This window comes from Streptococcus mitis, from assembly GCF_013305725.1.
GTDB classification, from domain to species: Bacteria; Bacillota; Bacilli; order Lactobacillales; family Streptococcaceae; genus Streptococcus; species Streptococcus mitis_BO.
Genome location: NZ_CP047883.1, coordinates 1,362,485 through 1,386,594, shown reverse-complemented (window position 1 = coordinate 1,386,594; position 24,110 = coordinate 1,362,485). Strand labels below are relative to the sequence as shown.

Below are 24,110 nucleotides of genomic sequence, written 5' to 3'. Positions count from 1 at the left end.
TTTTCTCTTTATGAAGTGCCTGTGAAATATGGTATAATAGAAGAATGGCAAATAAGAATACAAGTAAAACAAGACGGAGACCGTCTAAAGCAGAACTCGAAAGAAAAGAAGCGATTCAACGAATGTTGATTTCGTTGGGAATCGCGCTTTTATTGATTTTCGCAGCCTTCAAATTAGGGGCTGCAGGTATCACCCTTTACAATTTAATTCGCTTGCTGGTGGGTAGCCTAGCTTATCTGGCAATATTTGGTATCCTGCTCTATCTCTTCTTTTTCAAGTGGATACGAAAACAGGAAGGGCTCCTATCTGGCTTTTTCACCATATTTGCAGGTTTGCTCTTGATTTTTGAGGCCTACTTAGTTTGGAAATATGGTTTGGGCAAGTCCGTTCTAAAGGGAACCATGGCTCAGGTTGTGACTGATTTGACTGGTTTTCGAACGACCAGTTTTGCTGGAGGTGGCTTGATTGGGGTTGCTCTTTATATTCCAACTGCCTTTCTCTTTTCAAATATCGGCACTTACTTTATTGGTTCTATCTTGATTTTAGCAGGCGCTCTCCTAATCAGTCCTTGGTCTGTTTACGATATTGCTGAATTTTTCAGTAGAGGATTTGCCAAATGGCGAGAAGGGCATGAGCGTCGAAAAGAGGAACGTTTTGTCAAACAGGAAGAAAAAGCTCGTCAAAAGGCTGAGGAAGAGGCTAGATTAGAACGAGAAGAGGTCGAAAAAGCCTTACTCGATTTGCCTCCTGTCGATGTGGAAACGGGTGAAATACTGACAGAAGATGTTGTGCTTGACGCTCCACCTGTTCCAGAAGAAGAGTGGGTGGAACCAGAAATCATCCTGCCTCAAGCTGAACTTGAATTCGCTGAACAGGAAGATGGCTCAGATGATGAAGACGTACGGGTTGATTTTTCAGCTAAGGAAGCCCTTGAATACAAACTTCCAAGCTTACAACTCTTTGCCCCTGATAAACCCAAAGACCAGTCTAAAGAGAAGAAAATCGTTCGGGAAAACATCAAAATCCTAGAAGAAACCTTTGCTAGCTTTGGTATCAAGGTGACGGTTGAACGGGCTGAAATTGGCCCATCCGTGACCAAGTATGAAGTCAAGCCAGCAGTAGGTGTAAGGGTCAACCGCATTTCCAATCTAGCAGATGACCTCGCTCTAGCCTTGGCAGCCAAGGATGTTCGAATTGAAGCACCTATCCCAGGGAAATCTTTAGTGGGAATCGAAGTACCTAACTCTGAGATTGCGACAGTTTCTTTCCGCGAACTATGGGAACAATCTCAAACAAAAGCAGAAAATCTCTTGGAAATTCCTCTAGGAAAGGCGGTTAATGGCACCGCAAGAGCTTTTGACCTTTCCAAAATGCCCCACTTGCTAGTTGCAGGTTCAACCGGTTCAGGGAAGTCAGTAGCTGTTAACGGCATTATTGCTAGCATTCTCATGAAGGCGAGACCAGACCAAGTTAAATTTATGATGGTCGATCCCAAGATGGTTGAGTTGTCTGTTTACAATGACATTCCTCATCTCTTGATTCCAGTTGTGACCAATCCACGTAAGGCCAGCAAGGCTTTGCAAAAGGTCGTTGATGAAATGGAAAATCGTTATGAACTCTTTGCCAAGGTGGGAGTTCGGAATATTGCAGGTTTTAATGCCAAGGTAGAAGAGTTTAATGCCCAATCTGAATACAAGCAGGTTCCATTACCGCTTATTGTCGTGATTGTGGATGAGTTGGCTGACCTTATGATGGTAGCCAGCAAGGAAGTGGAAGATGCTATCATTCGTCTCGGACAGAAGGCGCGTGCTGCAGGTATCCACATGATTCTTGCAACCCAGCGTCCATCCGTTGACGTCATTTCTGGTCTGATCAAGGCCAATGTCCCATCTCGTGTCGCTTTCGCAGTTTCATCAGGAACAGACTCCCGTACTATTTTAGATGAAAATGGAGCTGAGAAACTGCTTGGACGTGGAGATATGCTCTTTAAACCAATCGATGAAAATCATCCAGTTCGTCTCCAAGGCTCCTTTATCTCGGATGATGATGTTGAACGCATCGTAAACTTCATTAAGGCTCAGGCTGATGCGGACTACGATGAGAGTTTTGATCCAGGTGAGGTTTCTGAAAATGAAGGAGAATTTTCAGATGGTGAATCTGGTGGAGATCCGCTTTTTGAAGAAGCCAAAGCTCTAGTCATTGAGACCCAGAAAGCCAGTGCTTCTATGATTCAGCGTCGTTTGTCAGTTGGATTTAACCGTGCGACTCGTCTCATGGAAGAACTGGAGATGGCAGGTGTTATCGGTCCAGCTGAAGGTACCAAACCAAGAAAAGTATTGCAACAATAAAAATGGCTTCTTTCCAAGTTTGGAGAGAAGCTATTTTAGTGATTATTGATTAGTTTTATTTTCCGAAGTTGGTGTATTATTGGACTGTTTTTCATTTTCAGTAGCAGGTTTACTTGGAGCAGGAGCAGGAGAATCCTGAGTTGATGTTTTCTGCTCTTCTTTTTTCTCTTCCTTGACGCTGGCTTTTGGTGTTTCCTCTTGCTGTGTTTTTTCTTGAGTGGTGTTAGTTTCTTTATTGGGACTAGTGTTTTCCTGAGGGGATTCCTTTTGAATTTCTTTGACAATTGTTGTCGTCTGGCTTGTCGTAGGTTCTTTTTTGGTATTTTTGTTATTATCCAAGGCGTTCATGATAGTGATACTTGCGGTAATTAAGCCAAGGATACTACCGATAGTAGCGACGGTTTTTTGAAAGACCGTAAAGCCTTTTTTGATGTGTTCTGTTTTTGGTTTTGAAGTTCTACGATAATTAGACATACATTCTCTCCTTTAATTAAAATTTATTATACCTCATTTCTTTAAAAAAATCTTAAAAAAAGAGGAATTGCCCTTTCTTGTCGCAAGCTCCGTTTCATGATACAATAGAAGGAGTGATTTTAGAAAGCGTGAGAAAACATGATTTACTTTGATAATTCGGCGACGACCAAGCCCTATCCTGAAGCCCTTGAAACCTATATGCAGGTCGCTTCAAAAATTTTAGGAAATCCATCTAGTCTCCATCGTTTGGGAGACCAGGCAACACGAATCTTAGATGCTTCTCGGCAACAGATTGCAGATTTAATCGGTAAGAAAAGCGATGAAATCTTCTTTACTTCTGGTGGGACAGAAGGAGATAACTGGGTCATCAAGGGTGTGGCCTTTGAAAAGGCTCGGTTTGGCAAGCACATCATTGTATCAGCCGTTGAACATCCAGCAGTTAAGGAATCAGCCCTCTGGCTGAAAAGTCAAGGATTTGAAGTGGATTTTGCTCCAGTTGATGAGAAAGGATTTGTGGATGTGAAGGCGTTAGCAGATTTGATACGACCAGATACGACCCTCGTTTCCATCATGGCAGTTAACAATGAAATTGGCTCTGTTCAGCCCATTGAGGCTATTTCAGAACTGTTAGCAGACAAGCCGACTATTTCCTTCCACGTTGATGCGGTTCAGGCACTTGCTAAGATTCCGACTGAAAAGTATCTGACAGAACGAGTGGATTTTGCGACTTTCTCTAGTCATAAGTTTCACGGAGTTCGTGGTGTTGGTTTTGTCTATATCAAGTCTGGCAAGAAGATTACGCCTCTTTTAACAGGTGGTGGTCAGGAGCGTGATTATCGTTCGACAACTGAAAATGTGGCAGGGATTGCAGCGACAGCCAAGGCTCTCCGTTTGTCTATGGAAAAGCTAGATTTCTTTACTAGTAAGACAGGACAGATGAAGGCAGTGATTCGCCAAGCCCTTCTGGACTATCCAGATATTTTTATCTTCTCAGATGAGGAAGACTTTGCCCCCCATATCCTGACTTTTGGAATCAAGGGTGTTCGTGGTGAAGTCATCGTTCACGCCTTTGAAGACTATGGTATTTTCATCTCAACGACCTCTGCTTGTTCGTCCAAGGCTGGGAAACCTGCAGGTACCTTGATTGCCATGGGAGTGGATAAAGATAAGGCCCAGTCAGCTGTGCGTCTTAGCCTAGACCTTGAAAATGATATGAGTCAGGTCGAGCAGTTTTTGACCAAGTTAAAATTGATTTACAATCAAACTAGAAAAGTAAGATAGGAGCATTCATGCAGTATTCAGAAATTATGATTCGCTACGGTGAGCTGTCAACCAAAGGCAAAAACCGTATGCGTTTCATCAATAAACTTCGCAATAATATTTCAGACGTTTTGTCTATCTATCCCCAAGTTAAGGTAACGGCAGATCGCGACCGTGCCCACGCTTACCTCAATGGAGCTGATTACACAGCAGTAGCAGAATCGCTCAAACAAGTTTTTGGAATTCAAAACTTTTCTCCTGTATACAAGGTCGAAAAATCTGTAGAAGTTTTGAAGTCTGCTGTCCAAGAGATTATGCAGGACATATACAAGGATGGCATGACCTTTAAAATTTCTAGCAAGCGTAGCGACCACAACTTTGAGTTGGATAGTCGTGAACTCAATCAAACACTTGGAGGAGCTGTTTTTGAAGCTATTCCAAATGTGCAAGCTCAAATGAAAAGTCCTGACATCAATCTTCAGGTGGAAATCCGTGAAGAAGCAGCCTATCTTTCTTATGAAACCATTCGAGGAGCTGGTGGTTTGCCAGTTGGAACTTCAGGTAAAGGGATGCTTATGTTGTCAGGAGGAATTGACTCTCCTGTAGCAGGTTATCTTGCTTTGAAACGTGGAGTGGATATCGAAGCTGTTCACTTTGCTAGCCCACCTTACACGAGTCCTGGTGCCCTTAAAAAAGCCCAAGATTTGACTCGTAAATTGACCAAGTTTGGAGGCAATATCCAGTTTATCGAGGTGCCTTTCACTGAGATTCAAGAGGAAATCAAGGCTAAAGCGCCAGAGGCTTATTTGATGACTCTAACTCGTCGCTTTATGATGCGGATTACCGACCGTATTCGTGAGGTACGAAATGGTTTGGTTATCATCAATGGGGAGAGTCTAGGTCAAGTAGCCAGCCAAACCCTTGAAAGCATGCAGGCTATCAATGCCGTTACTAACACTCCCATCATCCGCCCAGTTGTAACCATGGATAAGTTAGAAATCATTGATATTGCACAAGAAATCGATACCTTTGACATTTCAATCCAGCCATTTGAAGACTGTTGTACCATTTTTGCACCAGATCGTCCTAAGACTAATCCTAAGATTAAGAATGCAGAGCAATACGAAGCGCGCATGGATGTTGAAGGTTTAGTTGAGCGAGCTGTAGCTGGAATCATGATTACCGAGATTACACCTCAACCTGAAAAAGATGAAGTGGATGACTTGATTGACAATCTCCTCTAAATCAGAAAATCCAAAAGAATTTAGAAAAATAAATGAAAAAGTTAGTTTTTAATCCAAAAATGGAAGAAAAACTGACTTTTTTTCTTAAACTGTGATATAATAAAATAAAATTTTGAATATAGAGAGTTTTCTGACAATGAATCAATCCTACTTTTATTTAAAAATGAAAGAACACAAACTCAAGGTTCCTTATACAGGTAAGGAACGCCGTGTACGTGTTCTTCTACCTAAAGATTATGAGAAAGACACGGATCGTTCCTATCCTGTTGTTTACTTTCATGACGGGCAAAATGTTTTTTATAGCAAAGAGTCTTTCATTGGTCACTCATGGAAGATTATTCCAGCTATTAAACGAAATCCTGATATCAGTCGCATGATTGTCGTTGCTATTGACAATGATGGTATGGGGCGGATGAATGAGTATGCGGCTTGGAAGTTCCAAGAATCTCCTATTCCGGGGCAGCAGTTTGGCGGTAAAGGTGTGGAGTATGCCGAGTTTGTCATGGATGTGGTCAAACCTTTTATCGATGAGACCTACCGTACCAAAGCTGACCGCCAGCATACGGCTATGATTGGTTCTTCACTAGGAGGCAATATTACCCAATTTATCGGTTTGGAATACCAAGACCAAATTGGTTGTCTAGGGGTTTTTTCATCTGCAAACTGGCTCCACCAAGAAGCTTTTAACCGCTATATCGAGCGTCAGAAACTATCGCCTGATCAGCGTATCTTTATCTATGTTGGAACAGAAGAAGCAGATGATACGGACAAGACCCTGATGGCTGGTAATATCAAACAAGCCTATATCGATTCGTCTCTTCGCTATTACCATGATTTGATAGCAGGTGGGGTACACTTAGATAATCTTTTCTTGAAAGTTCAGTCTGGTGCCATCCATAGTGAGATTCCATGGTCGGAGAACTTACCAGACTGTCTGAGATTTTTTGCAGAAAAATGGTAAGTTAAGAAAGGAGAAAGCCAATGTATATTGAAAACCTTAGCCACTGGAGTGGTCACCTCAACCGTGAAATGTACCTCAACCGTTATGGGCATGCTGGGATTCCAGTTGTGGTCTTTGCTTCATCAGGTGGTAGTCACAACGAATACTATGATTTTGGCATGATTGATGCCTGTGCTTCCTTTATCGAGGAAGGCCGTGTTCAGTTCTTTACCCTATCTAGTGTGGATAGTGAGAGCTGGTTGGCCACTTGGAAAAATGGTCACGACCAAGCAGAGATGCACCGTGCCTACGAACGCTATGTGATTGGGGAGGCCATTCCTTTTATCAAGCACAAGACAGGTTGGTTTGATGGCATGATGACGACAGGGTGCTCCATGGGCGCATACCATGCTGTCAATTTCTTCCTCCAGCATCCAGATGTCTTTACCAAAGTAATTGCTCTTAGTGGTGTCTACGACGCACGTTTCTTTGTCGGAGATTACTACAATGACGATGCTATTTACCAAAACTCGCCAGTAGATTATATCTGGAATCAGAACGACGGCTGGTTTATTGACCGTTACCGTCAGGCAGAGATTGTGCTTTGTACGGGGCTTGGTGCCTGGGAACATGACGGACTACCGTCTTTCTACAAGCTCAAAGAAGCCTTTGACCAGAAACAAATTCCAGCCTGGTTTGCTGAATGGGGACATGATGTCGCTCATGACTGGGAATGGTGGCGTAAACAAATGCCCTATTTTCTTGGACACCTGTATCTATAAAAGGAGTTACCTATGAATTACCTTGTTATTTCTCCCTACTATCCACAAAACTTTCAACAGTTTACGATTGAACTAGCTAATAAAGGCATCACCGTCTTGGGAATTGGTCAAGAGCCTTATGAGCAATTGGATGAACCTTTGCGCAATAGCCTGACCGAGTACTTCCGTGTTGACAATCTTGAAAATGTAGATGAAGTCAAACGTGCAGTTGCTTTTCTCTTTTATAAACATGGCCCGATTGACCGTATTGAATCCCACAATGAATACTGGCTTGAGCTGGATGCAACACTCAGAGAACAATTCAATGTCTTTGGTGCCAAAACAGAGGATCTCAAAAAGACGAAATTTAAGTCTGAAATGAAGAAGCTTTTCAAAAAAGCAGGTGTCCCCGTGGTACCTGGAGCTGTTATCAAGACGGAAGCAGATGTTGATCAAGCTGTGAATGAAATTGGCCTTCCAATGATTGCCAAACCTGACAATGGAGTGGGAGCAGCCGCGACCTTTAAGCTTGAAACAGAAGACGATATCAATCACTTCAAGGCAGAGTGGGACCATTCAACCGTTTATTTCTTTGAAAAATTTGTCACTTCTAGCGAAATTTGTACCTTTGATGGTCTTGTGGATAAGGACGGAAAAATTGTCTTTTCAACAACCTTTGACTACGCCTATACACCGCTTGATCTCATGATTTACAAGATGGACAATTCCTACTATGTTCTTAAGGATATGGATCCCAAATTACGTAAATATGGTGAGGCAATTGTCAAAGAATTTGGTATGAAAGAACGTTTCTTCCATATCGAGTTCTTCCGTGAAGGGGATGATTACATCGCCATTGAGTACAATAACCGCCCTGCAGGTGGTTTTACCATTGATGTTTATAACTTTGCTCATTCCTTGGACCTCTATCGTGGCTATGCTGCTATTGTAGCAGGAGAAGAGTTCCCAGAGTCAGACTTTGAAGCTCAATATTGTTTAGCTACATCCCGTCGTGCAAATGCTCACTATGTCTATTCTGAGGAGGATTTGCTTGCCAAATATAGCCAGCAGTTCAAGGTTAAAAAAATCATGCCAGCGGCCTTTGCGGAACTTCAAGGAGATTACCTTTATATGCTGACAACTCCGAGTCGACAAGAAATGGAGCAGATGATTGCTGATTTCGGACAACGTCAAGAATAAGAACTCTCGGATTAAGGAAATGCACCTCCTTAATCCTTTTGTTTTGTCTGATAAAAAATAAGAGCATCCTAATAAGGTAGCTATCATAAGATTCGTTTGGAAATTATAGTGAACTGAATCTGAAGTAGTAGACTGTAGTTCCTAAAGCATTGTTGGAACTTGGTTTGAGTTTCCTAATCAATTTGTTTAGTTTTTTTATTATGTGACTATTAGTCGCATAATTATAAGGCTGATAGTATTAATTTCACTATCAGCCTTACAGGTTATTTAACGTTTCAGAAAAACTATAATGTCAAGATTAACTAAACAGTATCTAATTCTTTCAAATAATTTTCTATCTTCATCAACATTAAAGGATTGTTATAAATCTTACATAACTCTTTTGCTTCTATATAATAATTTTTGACTTGTTCTTTGTCTAGAAATTTGGCTCCAGCATTTCCTACAAGAATAAGTAGAGGAGCCAGTTGGTAGCTTGTCTGTCTTTGTTTACAGAGTTCAATCGTCTCAAGAGCTTCTTGGATGGCTTCGTTATATTTTTCCTTTGATACTAGGTAGTGAGCGTAGTTGTAACGAACTCTGATGTAACCAAATAAAAACTCTTGATGCTCAAAATTTTTTGTCTGATATAACTCCATCAAATGAGAGTAGTTTGCCTCATATTCTTGTTCACGACCCACTAAGGAATAGAAATTAGATAGAGTATTCAACGCCTTTAAATAAATCAGAGTATTTGAAGAGACTTTTAATAATATATTTTCCAATGAAGAAATAGCCTCACACTTACTGTCATATTGATAGAAGTCAATAATAGCTTTAATCCATTCAAGGTAAGTTCGGTCTTCTAGTGTTAGAAAAGTACTTCGTTCAATCTCTATTCCATAAATATATTCCAAATTGTCATAATTTCTATCATCTAATAGGCGAGCAGATAATTGCTTGAAATTAGAGAGGTTAGATTTAATTTCAATTTGTTCATTAAAAAAATAATCTAATGGTACTTCAAGTCGTTGAGAGAGTTTGAACAAAAGGTCTGCGGAGGGAATGAAATGCCCTCTCTCAATTTTACTAATCTGGCTTTGTTCACAAATTCCTTCTGCAAGAGTTTGTTGGGAGAGACCTAACTCTTTTCTCTTTACTCTGAATTTCTCAGCGAGTGTATTCATTAAAGATAATAAACCTTCCTATTTGCTTAATTTCATTATAAAATTTTTAGTTCAAAATAGCAAGTTAAAGGAATAAATAATTCCTTATGGTAATAAACTGGAAAAAAAGTCAAAAATTACATAAAAATGCTTGGCTAAATAAAATATATCTGTTAAAATAAGGATAATGAAAAAGAAAAGGGTTTCACAATATAAGATGAGGAGAAATCGTGGAATTAAAAAATAGTTATATTTGTATTACTAAGTGTTCTTGCATTTGGTAATACAATTCCCTATCAACAGTTTGTTCAGAAGAATAGACAAGTGGTAAGGTCTATAACTTCTCCTCATCTGGTGTGTTAATTTAATATTGGAGGTATATATAAATGAAACTTTTGAAAAAAACTATGCAAGTTGGACTAACAGTATTTTTCTTTGGTTTGCTAGCGACAAGTGCAGTATTGGCGGATGATGCTGATTCAGAAGGTTGGAAATTTGTCCAAGAAAATGGTAGAACCTATTACAAGAAGGGTGACATCAAAGAAACCTACTGGCGAGTGATTGATGGCAAAACCTATTATTTTGATTATAATGGTGAAATGGTTGTTGGTTGGCAATACATTCCAATGCCAGTTAAAGGATATACAATTGGTCCTTACCCAAATGGTATCAGATTAGAAGGTTTTCCAAAGTCAGAGTGGTACTATTTCGATAAAAATGGAGTGCTACAAGAGTTTGTTGGTTGGGAAGCATTAGAGGTTAAAACTAAAGACAGCGTTGGAAGAAAGCATGGGGAAAAACGTACAAATCCGGAAGATAAAGAAGAGAAGAGTTTTTACACGAACTATTACTTTAATCAAAATCATTCTTTAGAGACAGGTTGGCTTTATGACCAGTCTAATTGGTATTATCTAGCTAAAACGGAAATTAATGGAGAAAACTATATTGGTGGTGAGAAACGTTCTGGTTGGATTCAAGATGCTTCCACTTGGTACTATCTAGATTCAGAAACTGGTATCATGCAAACTGGTTGGAAGCAAATTGGCAATAAGTGGTACTACCTCCGTTCATCAGGAGCTATGACAACTGGCTGGTATCAGGAAGGCTCAACTTGGTACTATTTAGATGCTGAAAATGGCGATATGAAAACAGGCTGGCAATATCTTGGTAACAAGTGGTACTATCTCCGTTCATCAGGAGCTATGGCAACTGGTTGGGTGAAAGATGGTTCAACTTGGTACTACCTAAATGCAAATAATGGAGATATGAAGACAGGTTGGCAATATCTTGGTAACAAGTGGTACTATCTCCGTTCATCAGGAGCTATGGCAACTGGTTGGGTGAAAGATGGTTCAACTTGGTACTACCTAAATGCAAATAATGGAGATATGAAGACAGGTTGGTTCCAGGTCAATGGCAAATGGTACTATGGGTATGGTTCAGGTGCTCTAGCTGTTAATACCACAGTAGATGGTTACTACGTAAACTATAATGGTGAGTGGGTTAAGTAACGAATGCTAATCGTAACTGTAGTTGATACTTAACTTAGTAAAAAGGGATTTTTTCTACCATTTGTCAACTCTATCAATTTTTAAGAATTAAATGAGTCAAGACAGTAGCCATTCAGTATGTTTATCTACTGTAGTAGGTTGAAGAAAAGCTAATAGTCACATAATAAAACCGCTTTCTCATATATTCTTTTAGAAAACCTGTTGCTAAAAGATATAAAAATTGATAGAATAAGGATTGTCTAAAAAATTTTAAGGAGAATCTATCAAATGGATTTTACATGGGCTATTAAATATGCCACTGAATTCTTGGGAACTGCTATTTTGATCATTCTTGGTAATGGTGCAGTTGCTAACGTTGAACTTAAAGGTACGAAAGGTCACCAAAGTGGCTGGCTCGTTATTGCTGTTGGTTACGGTATGGGGGTTATGATTCCAGCTTTGATGTTTGGTAATGTATCAGGTAACCACATCAACCCAGCCTTCACTCTTGGACTTGCAATCAGCGGTCTCTTCCCTTGGGCACAGGTAGCGCCTTATATCCTTGCACAAGTTTTGGGTGCTATCTTTGGTCAAGCCTTGGTTGTGGCAACACACCGCCCATACTACTTGAAAACTGAAAATCCAAACAACATCTTGGGTACTTTCTCAACAATCTCAAGTTTGGATCAAGGTACAAAAGAATCACGCTTTGCAGCAACTGTTAACGGTTTTGTAAATGAGTTTATTGGTTCATTTGTTCTTTTCTTTGCAGCTCTTGGATTGACTAAAAACTTCTTTGGTGCTGAGGTTCTTCAATACATGAAACAAATGGCTAGTCAAGCAGGCCAAACAGTTGACTTCTCTGATTTAGCAATTAAAGCTCAAACAGCACCTCATACAGCTTCTGGTCTTGGAATTGCTCACTTGGCACTTGGATTCCTTGTTATGGCCTTGGTAACATCACTTGGTGGACCTACAGGACCTGCCTTAAACCCAGCCCGTGACTTGGGGCCACGTCTCCTTCATGCTTTCCTTCCAAAATCAGTTCTTGGTGAGCACAAAGGTGATTCAAAATGGTGGTATTCTTGGGTACCAGTAGTAGCACCGATCGCAGCAGCAATTGCGGCAGTAGCTATCTTCAAATTCCTTTACCTATAAGAAATTGAAACCGAGGAAATCCTCGGTTTTTTAGATGAAATTTTACGAAAAAAAGGTAAATATGAGCATAATTTCTTGTAAAAAATTCTAAAATCCTTTAAAATAAAAGAGTTGGAGGAGTTTATGAATGTAAATCAGATTGTACGGATTATTCCTACTTTAAAAGTTAATAATAGAAAATTAAATGAAACATTTTATATTGAAACCCTTGGTATGAAGGCCTTATTAGAAGAATCGGCCTTTCTGTCACTAGGTGATCAAACAGGTCTAGAAAAGCTGGTTTTAGAAGAAGCTCCAAGTATGCGAACTCGTAAGGTAGAGGGAAGAAAAAAATTAGCTAGATTGATTGTCAAGGTGGAAAATCCCTTAGAAATTGAAGGACTCTTATCTAAAACAGATTCGATTCATAAATTATATAAGGGGCAGAATGGCTACGCTTTTGAAATTTACTCTCCAGAAGATGATTTGGTTTTGATTCATGCGGAAGATGATAGAGAAAGTCTAGTAGAAGTAGAAAAAAATCTTGAATTTCAAACAGATTTGGAATCAATTTCTTTAAGTAAATTTGAGATTTCTATGGAATTACATCTCCCAACTGATGTCGAAAGTTTCTTGGAAGTATCTGAAATTGGGGTGTCACTTGATTTTATCCCAGCTCAGGGTCAAGATTTGACTGTAGACAATACGGCTACTTGGGACTTATCTATGCTCAAGTTCTTGGTCAATGAACTAGATATAGCAAGTCTTCGCAAGAAATTTGAGTCTACCGAATATTTTATTCCTAAGTCTGAAAAATTCTTCCTTGGTAAAGATAGAAATAATGTTGAATTGTGGTTTGAAGAAGTATGAAGTGGACCAAGATTATTAAAAAAATAGAAGAACAAATCGAGGCAGGGATTTATCCCGGAGCCTCTTTTGCGTATTTTAAGGACCATCAATGGACGGAGGTCTATTTAGGCCAGAGTGACCCAGAGCATGGTTTGCAGACTGAGGCAGGACTAGTTTATGACCTAGCTAGTGTCAGCAAGGTTGTTGGGGTTGGCACAGTTTTTGCTTTTTTGTGGGAAAAAGGCAAATTAGATATTGACAGTCCTGTAACCGATTTTTTACCTGAGAGTGATTATCCAGACATCACTATTAGACAGCTCTTAACCCATGCTACAAATCTTGATCCGTTTATTCCCAATCGTGATATTTTAACAGCCTCAGAATTAAAGAAAGCGATGTTTCGTCTCAATAGACGAAATCAGCCAGCCTTTCTTTATTCGGATGTCCATTTTTTGCTGTTAGGTTTTATCTTGGAAAGAATCTTTAATCAAGACTTGGATGTGATTTTACAGGAGCAAGTTTGGAATCCTTGGGGAATGACGGAAACCCAATTTGGATCTGTTGGGCTTGCTGTTCCAACAGTCAGAGGTGTAGAGGCAGGTTTGGTACATGATCCCAAGGCTCGTCTCCTAGGCAGACATGCAGGTAGTGCTGGTTTATTTTCGACTGTAAAGGATTTACAAATCTTTTTGCAACACTATTTAGCAGATGATTTTGCAAGAGACTTGAGTCAAAATTTTTCACCTTTGGATGACAAGGAACGTTCTTTGGCATGGAATTTGGAAGGAGATTGGCTAGACCATACGGGCTATACAGGTACCTTTATCATGTGGAATCGCCAGAAGCAAGAAGCGGCTATTTTCCTATCGAATCGTACCTATGAAAAGGATGAGAGGGCTCAATGGATTGTAGACCGCAATCAAGTAATGGACTTGATTCGTAAAGAAGAGTAAGGAGAGACATGTCAAACAGTTTAAAAGGGACTCTATTAACAGTTGTGGCTGGGATTGCTTGGGGCTTGTCAGGAACGAGTGGCCAATACCTGATGGCACATGGAATTTCGTCTCTGGTTTTAACTAACTTACGACTTTTAATCGCCGGTGGGATTCTCATTGTCTTAGCTTATGCTACTGCAAAGGATAGAATGCTGGCCTTTTTAAAGGATAGAAAAAGTTTGCTGTCTCTTCTCATTTTTGCTCTGATTGGCCTTTTCCTCAATCAATTTGCCTATCTAACTGCTATTCAGGAGACCAATGCAGGTACCGCGACAGTGCTTCAGTATGTTTGTCCTGTCGGGATTTTGATTTATAGCTGTATCAAGGATAAGGTGGCGCCGACACTGGGAGAAATTGTTTCTATCATATTAGCTATTGGAGGAACCTTCCTGATCGCCACTCATGGGCAGTTGGACCAGTTATCCATTACACCTTCTGGCCTATTCTGGGGTCTCTTTTCTGCCTGGACTTATGCTCTGTATATCATTTTGCCAATAGCCTTGATTAAGAAGTGGGGGAGTAGCTTGGTCATTGGTGTGGGAATGGTCATAGCAGGTTTGATCGCCCTTCCTTTTACAGGGGTTCTACAGACTACTATCCCAACTAGTCTTGATTTTCTTCTTGCTTTTGCAGGCATTATCCTTATTGGGACTGTCTTTGCCTATACAGCTTTCCTAAAAGGAGCCAGTCTGATTGGACCGGTCAAGTCAAGTTTATTAGCTTCTATTGAACCAATTTCAGCGGTTTTCTTTGCCTTCCTAATCATGAATGAACAATTTTATCCTATTGATTTTCTTGGTATGGCAATGATATTAGTTGCCGTAACCCTGATTTCTTTGAAAGATTTATTGTTAGAGAATACACAAAAATGATAGTAGATGATAACCACTCTTAAAGAGTGGTTATTTTTACTTGTATAAGTGTAAAATCTAAATGATTTAATGAAATTTTATAAAAATTTAAGTTTCCTTTCTTAAAATATTTATATGAGTATAGAATACCTGGAGAAAATATGAATATTTTTAAAAAAATACATCCATCTAAGCCTCTAAAATACTTGAGATGGTTTGACATTGTGATTATTACGATCATAATGTTTGGTCAGTTTATAATTCGTTCAACCGAGCTATTTTTAGCAAATACGTTTCCAACGGGTACATCAAGTACAGTAGGGACAGTTAGACAGGCGGCAAGCGAGGGTGCGGCTTATTCTAGTAATTTTACCCTGCAAACTATATTACTGACTGTGACCTTACTCTATCTTTTGATTCGAAATTATGATTTTAAACAACTTCCTATTCGCTGGACTTGGTCCATTTTCTTTTGGGTTCCATTTATATTTGCTTTAGTAGGACTGTTTGGAGACTTGGTTACAACTCTCACTGGTAAATATAATTACTTTAATCCAGACCTTTTTGCCTATATAGATTTCACGCAAATAATAAGGAAGTTCTTAGCTCTCAGCCCGATAGCGATTGCCTATGCCTTGCTTAATGGATTTTATGAAGAGTTTTTCTTTCTAGGTTTGTTGACTTCAGTGAGGGAAAAACACAAGTGGTTGGTTTTGCTTTATTCTACTATTATTCGCGTTTCTTTCCACACCTATCAAGGATTAGTATGGGCTTTGGTAATCGGTGTAGTTTATGGCTTATTCTATTATTTCTTATACAAATATAAAATTAAAAATCTCTTTCCATTCTTTATCATGCATGCTTTAGCAGATATGTTTGGTTCTAGCTTGATCTATCTATTGGTTGATTGGGGGACTTAAGAATCAGAAAAATGAGTCTGGGACAAAAGTCTAACCTTAGATATAAAAAGCGAACAAAACGAGTTATCTGACACTCAGAATTCTGTCTTGTTCGCTTTTTTGTCTAATCAATCGATTTTAAAATTTATAATAAAGAATTCCGAAAATCAAAATCTTTTTGTCCCAGCCTCATTAAGTGTATTTAGACTCTTATACTCAATGAAAATCAAAGAGCAAACTAGGAAACTAGCCGCAGGCTGTACTTGAGTACGGCTAGGCGACGTTGACGTGGTTTGAAGAGATTTTCGAAGACTATTAGTCTTTATTTTCGTATGGCAAGATCAAGTTCAAGATGATTCCTGTCATGGCTGATAGGGCAGTACCTGAAAGTGTAACTGGACCGAGTTTAAGGATAGCTCCTCCAAGTCCAAGGACCAACATAGCACTTGCGATGATTAGGTTACGCATTTGACTGAAATCCACACGTTCTTTGATCAAGACTTTCAAACCGTTGCTGGCGATAACTCCATAGAGAAGGATTGACATACCACCAAGTACAGCATTTGGAATGGTTGAAATCAAGGCAGTGAATTTACCAAGGAAGCTAAGGGCAATCGCGATGAAGGCAGCGTTACGGATAACTGAGACAGAAGCGATACGAGTCATACCGATAACCCCTGTATTTTCTCCGTAAGTTGTATTGGCTGGTCCACCAAGGAAGGCAGAAACTGAAGTTGCGATACCGTCACCAAGAAGAGTACGGTGAAGACCTGGTTCTTTCAAGAACTGACGTCCACAGATTTGACCCAAAACAGTATGGTCTCCGATATGTTCAGAAATTGTTACGATAGCGATTGGCAAGATAGCGATGGTTTCTGGACCAAAGTAAAGATTGTATTCTTTAAAGGCACCACCTGTGCTAAATGGCAAGTAGAAACCAGGGATTTCAAACCAGTTAGCTTTAAGAACTGGTGTAAAGTCAACCAAACCAAGAGTTAGTGCGAAGAGGTAACCACCGATAATGGCAAAGAGGAATGGAATGATTCGTAGGAAGCCTTTTCCTTTTGTATTGATAAAGGCAGCAATCAAGAAAGTAACAACTGCTACAAGAGCATTTTTCCAATTTCCATCAGCTACAAGACCAGCATTGGTAACAGCTGAACCTGCAAGCCCAAGACCGATAACAATGATCATAGGACCGATAATGATTGGTGGCAAGAGTTCATCAATCCATTTTGTACCTGCAAAACGAACACTTGCAGCCACAAGGACATAGACTAAACCAGTCAAGATAACCCCTGTTTGAGCAGCAGATACATCACCACCCATTTCTTTCATAGCAAGTGACATTGCTGTGATAAATGCAAATGAAGAACCTAGATAAACTGGAACTTTAAAGCCAGTTGAAATCATGTAAATCAGTGTACCAACACCTGAAGCAAAAAGGGCAACAGATACAGGCATTCCCAAAATAAGTGGAACCAGGATTGTCGCACCAAACATGGCGAAAACGTGTTGGAAGCTGAGTAAGATACCTTTTCCAGCCGAAGGACGTTGGTCAACGTCTAGTAACAAATCAACAGTTGATTCTTGTTTCATATAAACCTCACTTTTGGGCATCAAAAAAGAGCCCATTATTTTACAGCAATAGGCCCTCAGAGTAAGACTTCTCTAAAATCTAGACTTTAAAGAGTTTTAAATATTTCTGCGTCTTCGTCACCTCACGGGATGACATTAAAAACCTTTGCTTGTGATAGTATAGCAGAAATTACGAACTTTGTAAATATTTTTTTACTAAAAAATTTAAAGCGGGCGTTTGTTGGGCATGCCAGCCTTTCTTGGATATTTATTTGGCGTTTCTTTTTTCTTTTCCACCACTGTGATGTAACGCGGATCTCCATTTGGTAGGTCGTAGCTGAGATTGTCTTCTACTTTACTAAAAAGGAGGTTGAGGGCATTCTTAGCTTCTAATAACTCCTCAGGCGCATTGCTGGCCTTGAGTGCCAATAGTTTTCCGCCAACTTTAAGGTAGGGAATAGTTAATTCAGATAGGACTTGCATACGGGCAACCGCACGAGCTGTTACAAAATCATATTGAGCACGGAAGTTTTTGTCTTGTGCCAAGTCTTCGGCACGTCCATGGTAGAAATGAACACCGTCCAAATCCAGTTCTTGAGCCAAAAGTTGGAGGAAGTTGATGCGCTTGTTGAGAGAATCAATGATGGTCACATCTAACTGAGGATAGAGGATTTTCATTGGTAGACTAGGAAATCCTGCCCCGGCCCCGATATCAAGCAGTTTGATAGTTTCATTGGGAATCAAGTCTTGCAGAATGGGTGCAATTGAATCATAAAAATGTTTGAGATAAACTTCTTCCTTATCTGTAATAGCCGTCAAATTAATTTTCTCATTCCACTCGACCAAGAGTTCAAAATAACGTTCAAATTGTTTTTTTTGCTGGTCCGAAAGTGAAAGATTTTGCTCGGCAAGCAAGTTGTAAAATGTTTCTGGTTTCATAGTTTTTTCCTTCTTTAGTATCATCTTATTTTACCACAATCATTAAAAATTTGATATACTGGTACTAATCTAAAAGCAGAAAGGACTTATATCATGACTTGGATTATTCTTGGAGTTTTGGCTCTTGTTGTTATTTTTGTGATTGTTAGCTATAACGGTTTGGTTAAGAATCGTATGCAAACAAAGGAGGCTTGGAGTCAGATTGATGTTCAGTTGAAACGTCGAAATGACCTCTTGCCAAACTTGATTGAAACTGTAAAAGGTTATGCCAAATATGAAGGTTCTACCCTTGAAAAGGTGGCAGAACTGCGTAATCAAGTGGCAGCAGCGACTTCACCAGCAGAAGCTATGAAAGCTAGTGATGCCCTCACTCGTCAGGTTTCAGGTATTTTTGCAGTTGCAGAAAGCTATCCAGATTTGAAAGCTAGTGCAAACTTTGTTAAATTGCAAGAGGAGTTGACAAACACAGAAAATAAAATTTCTTACTCTCGTCAACTTTACAACAGTGTTGTCAGCAACTACAATGTAAAATTAGAAACTTTCCCAAGCAATATTATCGCTGGGATGTTTGGATTTAAAGCAGCAGATTTCCTTCAAACACCAGAAGAGGAAAAGGCAGTTCCTAAAGTTGATTTTAGCGGTTTAGGTGACTAAGATGTTGTTTGATCAAATTGCAAGCAATAAACGAAAAACCTGGATTTTGTTGCTGGTATTTTTCCTACTCTTAGCTCTTGTTGGCTATGCGGTTGGTTACCTCTTTATGCGGTCTGGGATTGGTGGTTTGGTTATCGCACTGATTATCGGCTTTATCTATGCCTTGTCCATGATTTTTCAATCGACAGAGATTGTCATGTCCATGAATGGAGCGCGTGAGGTGGATGAACAAACGGCACCAGACCTCTACCATGTAGTAGAAGATATGGCTATGGTGGCTCAGATTCCTATGCCACGTGTTTTCATCATTGATGATCCAGCCTTAAATGCCTTTGCGACAGGTTCTAACCCCCAAAATGCGGCGGTTGCTGCGACGTCAGGTCTCCTAGCTATCATGAATCGTGAAGAACTAGAAGCTGTTATGGGACATGAAGTCAGTCATATTCGTAACTACGATATCCGCATTTCAACTATTGCTGTCGCCCTTGCTAGTGCTATCACCATGCTTTCTAGTATGGCAGGTCGTATGATGTGGTGGGGTGGAGCAGGTCGCAGACGAAGTGATGATGACCGAGATGGAAATGGCTTAGAAATCATTATGCTAGTGGTTTCCCTACTTGCAATTGTGCTGGCACCTCTCGCTGCAACATTGGTGCAACTAGCTATTTCTCGTCAGAGGGAATTTCTAGCTGATGCTTCCAGTGTCGAGTTGACCCGCAATCCTCAAGGGATGATTAATGCTCTACGTAAGTTGGATAATAGTAAACCGATGAGTCGTCCTGTCGATGATGCCAGCAGTGCACTTTATATCAATGATCCTAAGAAAGGTGGAGGGTTCCAAAAACTCTTTTATACCCACCCACCTATCTCAGAACGGATTGAACGTTTAAAACATATGTAAAATGAAGGCTGGGAAAAAGTCTTTAAAATCTGAAAAACGCATAATATCAGGTGTGCAAAAAACTTGATATTATGCGTTTTATTATGGGAAGATTTACTTCTTTTTCTCCTAAAATTGTGTTTTTGCACCATCTATCTGCTATGTTGCAAATTTATAAATCGTCTAAATTAACTACCTCCAGACCGTGTTCTGTTAAGCGATAGATGATTGAACAGACATCTTTTAAGAAACGCCTGTCATGCGAAACAGTGATGAGACCGCCTGGATAAGTGGCAAAGAGTTTTCTAATTTCGGGTTGAGAAGTGGGTGAAAAGTTTCGTGTTGGTTCATCCAGCAGGAGAAAGTTTGGTTTGCGCAAGACTAAATCCAAAAGCAGGAGTTTTCCCTGTTGTCCGCCAGATAAGGAGCGAATTTGATGCTGCATTTCTGGATAACTGAAATTGAGACTGGCTAAGTGAGATTGGATTTTCTGTAGTTCCTCTTTTTCTCCAGTTTTGCTGAGGTAGGCTATTGGTGATAAATCCAATTGCAGTTTTTTGTGGTAATCTTGTGGCATAAAACCAAGGGAAATCTCTCTTTTATCATTCAGAAGTTGCTGTAATTTGGCTAGCAGAGTCGATTTTCCAATACCATTTGGCCCAATGATACCGATTTTTTCTTGGCCACGGACAGTTAGTTGTAGTTCTTGCGCTAAAACACGCTCTCTAATGGACAAACTTTCCTTTTCCAGCTGGATTAAGACTTTAGAAGTCGGTAATGGTTGGATGTCCGAGAAGAAAAGTTGGATTTGTTCTTCTTCAAGTGGCTTTTGTGTCATGGACTGAGCTGCTTTTTCGTAGCGTTTTTCTTGTGAGAGGACAGTTTTCATCTTTTTAGCCAATAGGCGACCGGCAGTACTGTCTTTAGTAGCTCGAAGCGCAGTTTCTACATTTTGCTTGACTCGTCGATGTTTTTCCATGGTTTTATCGTAGGCTCTTTGGTCGTTAGCAGCTTGCTTGCTTTGTTTGGCAAAATTAGCCTTTCTCTGCTCACTATAGCAATCATAGTCTAAATGCTCTACTAGTGTTTCCGCTTCTTTACGGTGCTTGAACAGTCGCAAGTGGACAATAGTATCAGCCGTTTCAGAAAGAAAGTCTTCATCATGGGAAATGAAAATAACGGTTTGCCTCATCTTTTGTATCTGTCTTTTTAGCCAATCAACCGTCTCAAGGTCTAGGTCATTTGAAGGTTCATCTAAAAATAGAATCTCAAAGGGTTTGGCTAACTCATGGATGAGCTGAATTTTCAAAGCTTCGCCCCCTGATAGACTGCCAATCTCTTGGTTGCTAGCGAAGCGATCGCCATCAAAATGCAATTCCTCAGCCAAACGATAGAGGATACTGTAGTCTAAATCAAGAGAATCTAAAAAGAAGTAGTCGTGTAGAGTTTTCTTTTTCAGCTCCTCGGGAAGTTTTTGAGGAATATAGGCCAGTGACTGATAATCATACTGAATGTCTCCCCTGATAGTGAAATCAGGCAAAGCTTCCCCCATTAAAGTTTTAAGCAAGGTTGATTTGCCATTTCCTTCTTCACCAATAATAGCAACTTTTTCCCCGTCTTGGATAGTCATGGTTAGGTCAGATACAAGATCTCGTAGATCTTTGTTTTGAGTGATGGTTAGATGATTGATTTTTATCATATTGTTGCCCTTTCTAGAATGTCGATAGTGCATAACAAAAAGCTCTACTTTATCTAGTAGAGCCCAAAGTCACTGTCAAAACTCTATTATCCTCGTTGAAAAACTCGTCAAACTAGCTTGGAGTTGCCTAACCCAACCCAAGAGGAGCATAGCTTTCTAGTTTTTTGATTTTCATAGATGATAAAGTACTAGAAAATCTAGTACAAAAAGAGCACACAAAAAGAGACAAAAACAAGATCTACTAAATAAAGGTTCTTTATTTGATAGACTTAGTTGTTCATGTCTCCCTTACCTCCGAGTATTAGTATCTCTATACTATACCTTTCAGGATATTTTGTCAACAGAAAACCGACAATTCTAATCTCTAAAATCCGAAAACAGGTCCATAAAGAGTTAGTACGTGTTTGACATGCTCGTAATGGAACTTGTCATAGTTTCGCCAAGCAGTGCGTGCTTGATCGTTGAGTTTTAGGCTACCGAGGCCTATCAGAAGACTGGTACGTTGGTAAAATTTCTCAAGATCGATTAAGATACTGTTGTTCAACTTTTCCGCTTTTTTGAGCTCTTGCAGAGTAGTATTTAGCAGCTCTTGCAGTCGAATATCATCTGCCGTACCCTGTTTGCAGCTTTGGAAACTTTTATTTAACTCGGATAGGAGTTGGGTTGCATTAGCAATGAGTTCTTTGTTTTCCATGTGAGCATCCTCCTTGCTCTGATGTATTATTGCCTATAGTATAGCACTAAAAAACAAAAATGTCATAGTAAATATGTTAAAAAATGAATTTTAATTATAAAGTTTGGTGGGCTGATTTGTAGCCTTTTCGTGGTATAATCAAGAGAGTAAATCTTTATGGAGGAAGTATGAAATTAAATATTCAAGAAATTCGTAAGCAACCTGAAGGCTTGCATTTTGAACAAACGTTAGACCTAGCCGCAGACCTGCGTGCACGTAATCAAGAAATTTTAGATGTAAAAGATATCCTTGCAGTTGGAAAAGTACAGTACGAAGACCGTATGTATTTCTTAGACTATCAACTATCTTATACCATTGTTCTTGCTTCAAGTCGCAGTATGGAGCCAGTTGAGTTAGTTGAATCTTATCCAGTAACGGAAGTTTTCATGGAAGGCGCAACTAACCAACTAGATCAGGAAGTTTTAGACGATGATTTGGTCTTGCCTATCGAAAATGGAGAACTTGACCTTGCTGAGAGCGTATCAGACAATATCCTACTAAATATTCCTATTAAGGTCTTGACGGCTGAAGAAGAGGCTGGTCAAGGATTTGTGTCAGGAAATGACTGGCAAATCATGACTGAGGAAGAATACCAAGCTCAACAAGCAGTCAAGAAAGAAGAAAACAGTCCTTTTGCTGGCTTGCAAGGACTATTTGACGGAGACGAATAATGGTCTTGTCAAAAAAACGAGCACGGAAGGTGCTAGAAGAAATCATTGCTCTTTTTCCAGATGCCAAGCCCAGTCTTGATTTTACCAATCATTTTGAACTCTTGGTTGCGGTCATGTTGTCAGCCCAGACGACGGATGCAGCGGTAAATAAGGCCACACCAGGTCTCTTTGCTGCCTTTCCAACGCCCCAAGCCATGTCTGTGGCGACAGAGAATGAGATTGCTTCACACATTTCTCGTTTGGGATTGTATCGGAATAAAGCTAAATTCCTTAAAAAATGTGCCCAACAACTATTAGATGATTTTGATGGTCAAGTTCCTCAGACACGTGAGGAATTGGAAAGTCTGGCAGGTGTTGGTCGCAAGACAGCCAATGTTGTCATGAGTGTGGGATTTGGGATTCCAGCCTTTGCGGTCGATACCCATGTGGAGCGTATTTGTAAGCACCACGATATTGTCAAAAAATCAGCGACACCACTTGAGGTGGAAAAGCGGGTCATGGATATCTTGCCACCTGAGAAGTGGTTAGCAGCCCATCAGGCCATGATTTATTTTGGAAGAGCCATCTGTCACCCTAAAAATCCAGAGTGTGACCAGTACCCACAATTATATGATTTTAGCAATTTGTAAGATGAAACATCGAAAGTTTTTGCTTGATTTTAAGCATGCTTTGTGCTATAGTAATTGATAACTAAATATTCCTTTAAACCTGTCCCGTGAGGCAGGCAAGGAGCGCGATAAAGTAGAAGGGTGAAGTCTATACTGTTTGCAGTAGGGCTTGCTTAGCTATACATTTCAAGTCTCCTTGTTTAAGGAGACTTTTCTTTTTGGAGGTTTGTCATGAAGACAAAAGAAGTTGTAGACGAATTGACCGTCAAACGAGCGATTACGCGTATTACTTATGAGATTATCGAACGCAACAAAGATTTGAATAAAATCGTCTTGGCTGGTATTAAAACTCGCGGTGTCTTTATCGCCCACCGTATCCAAGAACGTTTGGAGCAGCTAGAAAATCTTTCAGTTCCTGTTGTGGAATTGGATACGAAACCTTTCCGTGATGATGTTAAAAGTGGAGAAGATACTTCTTTGGTTTCTGTCGATGTGACAGACCGTGAAGTTATCTTGGTGGATGATGTGCTTTATACAGGCCGTACCATCCGCGCCGCTATTGATAATATTGTAGGACATGGACGTCCTGCGCGCGTGAGTTTAGCAGTCTTAGTCGATCGTGGACATAGAGAATTGCCAATCCGTCCAGATTACGTTGGGAAAAATATCCCAACCAGTCGTTCTGAAGAAATCATCGTAGAGATGGCAGAACTTGATGGCCAAGATAGAGTTCTGATTACTGAAGAAGCTTAGAA

Annotated in this window: 23 protein-coding genes and 1 pseudogene; 18 read left to right on the top strand and 6 right to left on the bottom strand. The window is 39.9% G+C overall.

Annotated elements, in window-relative coordinates; all coding sequences use genetic code 11:
* The first annotated feature begins 44 nt into the window (after positions 1 to 44).
* Complete coding sequence (locus M594_RS06835) at positions 45 to 2,348, top strand: DNA translocase FtsK (RefSeq protein WP_368039303.1); 2,304 nt, start codon at positions 45 to 47, stop codon at positions 2,346 to 2,348.
* A 42-nt stretch (positions 2,349 to 2,390) separates the two neighbouring features.
* Here M594_RS06835 and M594_RS06830 read toward each other — a convergent pair whose 3' ends face one another.
* The gene (locus M594_RS06830; RefSeq protein WP_084929965.1) at positions 2,391 to 2,822 is read right to left on the bottom strand and encodes a DUF6556 family protein; all 432 of its coding nucleotides are present in this window, start codon (positions 2,820 to 2,822) and stop codon (positions 2,391 to 2,393) included.
* A 138-nt stretch (positions 2,823 to 2,960) separates the two neighbouring features.
* Between M594_RS06830 and M594_RS06825 the strand changes: the two genes are divergently transcribed.
* The 5 genes from M594_RS06825 to M594_RS06805 all read left to right on the top strand — a co-directional run bounded on the left by M594_RS06825 (position 2,961) and on the right by M594_RS06805 (position 8,227).
* Positions 2,961 to 4,103 (top strand): cysteine desulfurase family protein, encoded by a 1,143-nt coding sequence (locus tag M594_RS06825; RefSeq protein WP_173876326.1) that lies wholly within the window; start codon positions 2,961 to 2,963, stop codon positions 4,101 to 4,103.
* An 8-nt stretch (positions 4,104 to 4,111) separates the two neighbouring features.
* Positions 4,112 to 5,326: a tRNA uracil 4-sulfurtransferase ThiI gene (thiI, locus tag M594_RS06820; protein ID WP_173876325.1), complete on the top strand. Its 1,215-nt coding sequence runs from the start codon at positions 4,112 to 4,114 to the stop codon at positions 5,324 to 5,326.
* 136 nt (positions 5,327 to 5,462) lie between these two features.
* On the top strand, positions 5,463 to 6,287 hold the full coding sequence (locus M594_RS06815) for an alpha/beta hydrolase (RefSeq protein WP_173876324.1): 825 nt from the start codon (positions 5,463 to 5,465) through the stop codon (positions 6,285 to 6,287).
* Between the two features lie 20 nt (positions 6,288 to 6,307).
* Positions 6,308 to 7,048 carry an esterase family protein gene (locus M594_RS06810; protein WP_173876323.1) on the top strand — a complete coding sequence of 247 codons (741 nt, stop codon included), beginning with the start codon at positions 6,308 to 6,310 and terminating at the stop codon, positions 7,046 to 7,048.
* 12 nt (positions 7,049 to 7,060) lie between these two features.
* Positions 7,061 to 8,227: an ATP-grasp domain-containing protein gene (locus tag M594_RS06805; RefSeq protein ID WP_173876322.1), complete on the top strand. Its 1,167-nt coding sequence runs from the start codon at positions 7,061 to 7,063 to the stop codon at positions 8,225 to 8,227.
* A gap of 302 nt (positions 8,228 to 8,529) precedes the next feature.
* On the opposite strand, the gene M594_RS06800 is transcribed toward M594_RS06805, so the two are convergent.
* Positions 8,530 to 9,393 carry a helix-turn-helix domain-containing protein gene (locus M594_RS06800; RefSeq protein WP_173876321.1) on the bottom strand — a complete coding sequence of 288 codons (864 nt, stop codon included), beginning with the start codon at positions 9,391 to 9,393 and terminating at the stop codon, positions 8,530 to 8,532.
* 196 nt (positions 9,394 to 9,589) lie between these two features.
* Between M594_RS06800 and M594_RS10140 the strand changes: the two are divergent.
* From M594_RS10140 to M594_RS06770, 7 genes and pseudogenes are all read left to right on the top strand, one after another.
* Positions 9,590 to 9,699, top strand: a pseudogene (locus M594_RS10140) (PhrA family quorum-sensing system peptide); the annotation flags it as partial.
* A gap of 59 nt (positions 9,700 to 9,758) precedes the next feature.
* Complete coding sequence (locus M594_RS06795) at positions 9,759 to 10,883, top strand: N-acetylmuramoyl-L-alanine amidase family protein (RefSeq protein WP_173876320.1); 1,125 nt, start codon at positions 9,759 to 9,761, stop codon at positions 10,881 to 10,883.
* A 267-nt stretch (positions 10,884 to 11,150) separates the two neighbouring features.
* Positions 11,151 to 12,020 carry an aquaglyceroporin Gla gene (gene gla / locus M594_RS06790; RefSeq protein WP_125452235.1) on the top strand — a complete coding sequence of 290 codons (870 nt, stop codon included), beginning with the start codon at positions 11,151 to 11,153 and terminating at the stop codon, positions 12,018 to 12,020.
* A 123-nt stretch (positions 12,021 to 12,143) separates the two neighbouring features.
* Positions 12,144 to 12,869 carry a CppA N-terminal domain-containing protein gene (locus M594_RS06785; RefSeq protein WP_173876319.1) on the top strand — a complete coding sequence of 242 codons (726 nt, stop codon included), beginning with the start codon at positions 12,144 to 12,146 and terminating at the stop codon, positions 12,867 to 12,869.
* Positions 12,866 to 13,801 carry a serine hydrolase domain-containing protein gene (locus M594_RS06780; RefSeq protein ID WP_173876318.1) on the top strand — a complete coding sequence of 312 codons (936 nt, stop codon included), beginning with the start codon at positions 12,866 to 12,868 and terminating at the stop codon, positions 13,799 to 13,801. Before M594_RS06785 ends, M594_RS06780 begins: the two co-directional genes overlap by 4 nt.
* An 8-nt stretch (positions 13,802 to 13,809) precedes the next feature.
* Positions 13,810 to 14,715: a DMT family transporter gene (locus M594_RS06775; RefSeq protein ID WP_173876317.1), complete on the top strand. Its 906-nt coding sequence runs from the start codon at positions 13,810 to 13,812 to the stop codon at positions 14,713 to 14,715.
* 140 nt (positions 14,716 to 14,855) lie between these two features.
* Positions 14,856 to 15,614, top strand: coding sequence for a CPBP family intramembrane glutamic endopeptidase (locus M594_RS06770; RefSeq protein ID WP_173876316.1), 759 nt, complete (start codon positions 14,856 to 14,858; stop codon positions 15,612 to 15,614).
* 294 nt (positions 15,615 to 15,908) lie between these two features.
* Here the strand turns inward: M594_RS06770 and M594_RS06765 are convergent, their stop codons facing one another.
* Together M594_RS06765 and rsmG are read right to left on the bottom strand one after the other, a co-directional pair.
* On the bottom strand, positions 15,909 to 17,192 hold the full coding sequence (locus tag M594_RS06765; RefSeq protein WP_173876315.1) for a uracil-xanthine permease family protein: 1,284 nt from the start codon (positions 17,190 to 17,192) through the stop codon (positions 15,909 to 15,911).
* A 204-nt stretch (positions 17,193 to 17,396) separates the two neighbouring features.
* On the bottom strand, positions 17,397 to 18,110 hold the full coding sequence (rsmG, locus tag M594_RS06760) for a 16S rRNA (guanine(527)-N(7))-methyltransferase RsmG (RefSeq protein WP_173876314.1): 714 nt from the start codon (positions 18,108 to 18,110) through the stop codon (positions 17,397 to 17,399).
* A 93-nt stretch (positions 18,111 to 18,203) separates the two neighbouring features.
* On the opposite strand from rsmG, the gene M594_RS06755 reads away from it, so the two are divergent.
* Together M594_RS06755 and htpX are read left to right on the top strand one after the other, a co-directional pair.
* Entirely contained in the window at positions 18,204 to 18,764 is a 561-nt protein-coding gene (locus M594_RS06755; RefSeq protein WP_000219846.1) for a LemA family protein, read from the top strand.
* Position 18,765: 1 nt separating this feature from the next.
* Positions 18,766 to 19,665: a zinc metalloprotease HtpX gene (gene htpX, locus M594_RS06750; RefSeq protein ID WP_004260114.1), complete on the top strand. Its 900-nt coding sequence runs from the start codon at positions 18,766 to 18,768 to the stop codon at positions 19,663 to 19,665.
* 151 nt (positions 19,666 to 19,816) lie between these two features.
* On the opposite strand, the gene M594_RS06745 is transcribed toward htpX, so the two are convergent.
* Positions 19,817 to 21,376, bottom strand: coding sequence for an ATP-binding cassette domain-containing protein (locus tag M594_RS06745; RefSeq protein WP_173876313.1), 1,560 nt, complete (start codon positions 21,374 to 21,376; stop codon positions 19,817 to 19,819).
* A gap of 331 nt (positions 21,377 to 21,707) precedes the next feature.
* Entirely contained in the window at positions 21,708 to 22,037 is a 330-nt protein-coding gene (locus M594_RS06740; protein WP_084863164.1) for a helicase BlpT, read from the bottom strand.
* A gap of 167 nt (positions 22,038 to 22,204) precedes the next feature.
* Here M594_RS06740 and M594_RS06735 point away from each other — a divergent pair, with 167 nt between their 5' ends.
* The 3 genes from M594_RS06735 to pyrR all read left to right on the top strand — a co-directional run bounded on the left by M594_RS06735 (position 22,205) and on the right by pyrR (position 24,108).
* Complete coding sequence (locus tag M594_RS06735) at positions 22,205 to 22,747, top strand: YceD family protein (RefSeq protein ID WP_173876312.1); 543 nt, start codon at positions 22,205 to 22,207, stop codon at positions 22,745 to 22,747.
* On the top strand, positions 22,747 to 23,376 hold the full coding sequence (gene nth, locus M594_RS06730; protein ID WP_050389966.1) for an endonuclease III: 630 nt from the start codon (positions 22,747 to 22,749) through the stop codon (positions 23,374 to 23,376). Before M594_RS06735 ends, nth begins: the two co-directional genes overlap by 1 nt.
* 210 nt (positions 23,377 to 23,586) lie before the next feature.
* Entirely contained in the window at positions 23,587 to 24,108 is a 522-nt protein-coding gene (gene pyrR / locus M594_RS06725) for a bifunctional pyr operon transcriptional regulator/uracil phosphoribosyltransferase PyrR (protein WP_000850023.1), read from the top strand.
* The last annotated feature ends 2 nt before the right edge of the window (positions 24,109 to 24,110 follow it).

What these genes read in the sequence shown, in the direction of transcription:
- M594_RS06770 (WP_173876316.1), top strand. Translation starts at nt 14,856, where the DNA reads ATGAATATTTTTAAAAAAATACATCCATCTAAGCCTCTAAAATACTTG.
- pyrR (WP_000850023.1), top strand. Translation starts at nt 23,587, where the DNA reads ATGAAGACAAAAGAAGTTGTAGACGAATTGACCGTCAAACGAGCGATT.
- M594_RS06825 (WP_173876326.1), top strand. Translation starts at nt 2,961, where the DNA reads ATGATTTACTTTGATAATTCGGCGACGACCAAGCCCTATCCTGAAGCC.
- rsmG (WP_173876314.1), bottom strand. Translation starts at nt 18,110, where the DNA reads ATGAAACCAGAAACATTTTACAACTTGCTTGCCGAGCAAAATCTTTCA.
- htpX (WP_004260114.1), top strand. Translation starts at nt 18,766, where the DNA reads ATGTTGTTTGATCAAATTGCAAGCAATAAACGAAAAACCTGGATTTTG.
- nth (WP_050389966.1), top strand. Translation starts at nt 22,747, where the DNA reads ATGGTCTTGTCAAAAAAACGAGCACGGAAGGTGCTAGAAGAAATCATT.
- M594_RS06800 (WP_173876321.1), bottom strand. Translation starts at nt 9,393, where the DNA reads ATGAATACACTCGCTGAGAAATTCAGAGTAAAGAGAAAAGAGTTAGGT.
- M594_RS06815 (WP_173876324.1), top strand. Translation starts at nt 5,463, where the DNA reads ATGAATCAATCCTACTTTTATTTAAAAATGAAAGAACACAAACTCAAG.
- M594_RS06755 (WP_000219846.1), top strand. Translation starts at nt 18,204, where the DNA reads ATGACTTGGATTATTCTTGGAGTTTTGGCTCTTGTTGTTATTTTTGTG.
- M594_RS06835 (WP_368039303.1), top strand. Translation starts at nt 45, where the DNA reads ATGGCAAATAAGAATACAAGTAAAACAAGACGGAGACCGTCTAAAGCA.
- M594_RS06785 (WP_173876319.1), top strand. Translation starts at nt 12,144, where the DNA reads ATGAATGTAAATCAGATTGTACGGATTATTCCTACTTTAAAAGTTAAT.
- M594_RS06740 (WP_084863164.1), bottom strand. Translation starts at nt 22,037, where the DNA reads ATGGAAAACAAAGAACTCATTGCTAATGCAACCCAACTCCTATCCGAG.
- M594_RS06765 (WP_173876315.1), bottom strand. Translation starts at nt 17,192, where the DNA reads ATGAAACAAGAATCAACTGTTGATTTGTTACTAGACGTTGACCAACGT.
- M594_RS06775 (WP_173876317.1), top strand. Translation starts at nt 13,810, where the DNA reads ATGTCAAACAGTTTAAAAGGGACTCTATTAACAGTTGTGGCTGGGATT.
- M594_RS06735 (WP_173876312.1), top strand. Translation starts at nt 22,205, where the DNA reads ATGAAATTAAATATTCAAGAAATTCGTAAGCAACCTGAAGGCTTGCAT.
- M594_RS06780 (WP_173876318.1), top strand. Translation starts at nt 12,866, where the DNA reads ATGAAGTGGACCAAGATTATTAAAAAAATAGAAGAACAAATCGAGGCA.
- M594_RS06745 (WP_173876313.1), bottom strand. Translation starts at nt 21,376, where the DNA reads ATGCACTATCGACATTCTAGAAAGGGCAACAATATGATAAAAATCAAT.
- M594_RS06830 (WP_084929965.1), bottom strand. Translation starts at nt 2,822, where the DNA reads ATGTCTAATTATCGTAGAACTTCAAAACCAAAAACAGAACACATCAAA.
- gla (WP_125452235.1), top strand. Translation starts at nt 11,151, where the DNA reads ATGGATTTTACATGGGCTATTAAATATGCCACTGAATTCTTGGGAACT.
- M594_RS06810 (WP_173876323.1), top strand. Translation starts at nt 6,308, where the DNA reads ATGTATATTGAAAACCTTAGCCACTGGAGTGGTCACCTCAACCGTGAA.
- M594_RS06805 (WP_173876322.1), top strand. Translation starts at nt 7,061, where the DNA reads ATGAATTACCTTGTTATTTCTCCCTACTATCCACAAAACTTTCAACAG.
- thiI (WP_173876325.1), top strand. Translation starts at nt 4,112, where the DNA reads ATGCAGTATTCAGAAATTATGATTCGCTACGGTGAGCTGTCAACCAAA.
- M594_RS06795 (WP_173876320.1), top strand. Translation starts at nt 9,759, where the DNA reads ATGAAACTTTTGAAAAAAACTATGCAAGTTGGACTAACAGTATTTTTC.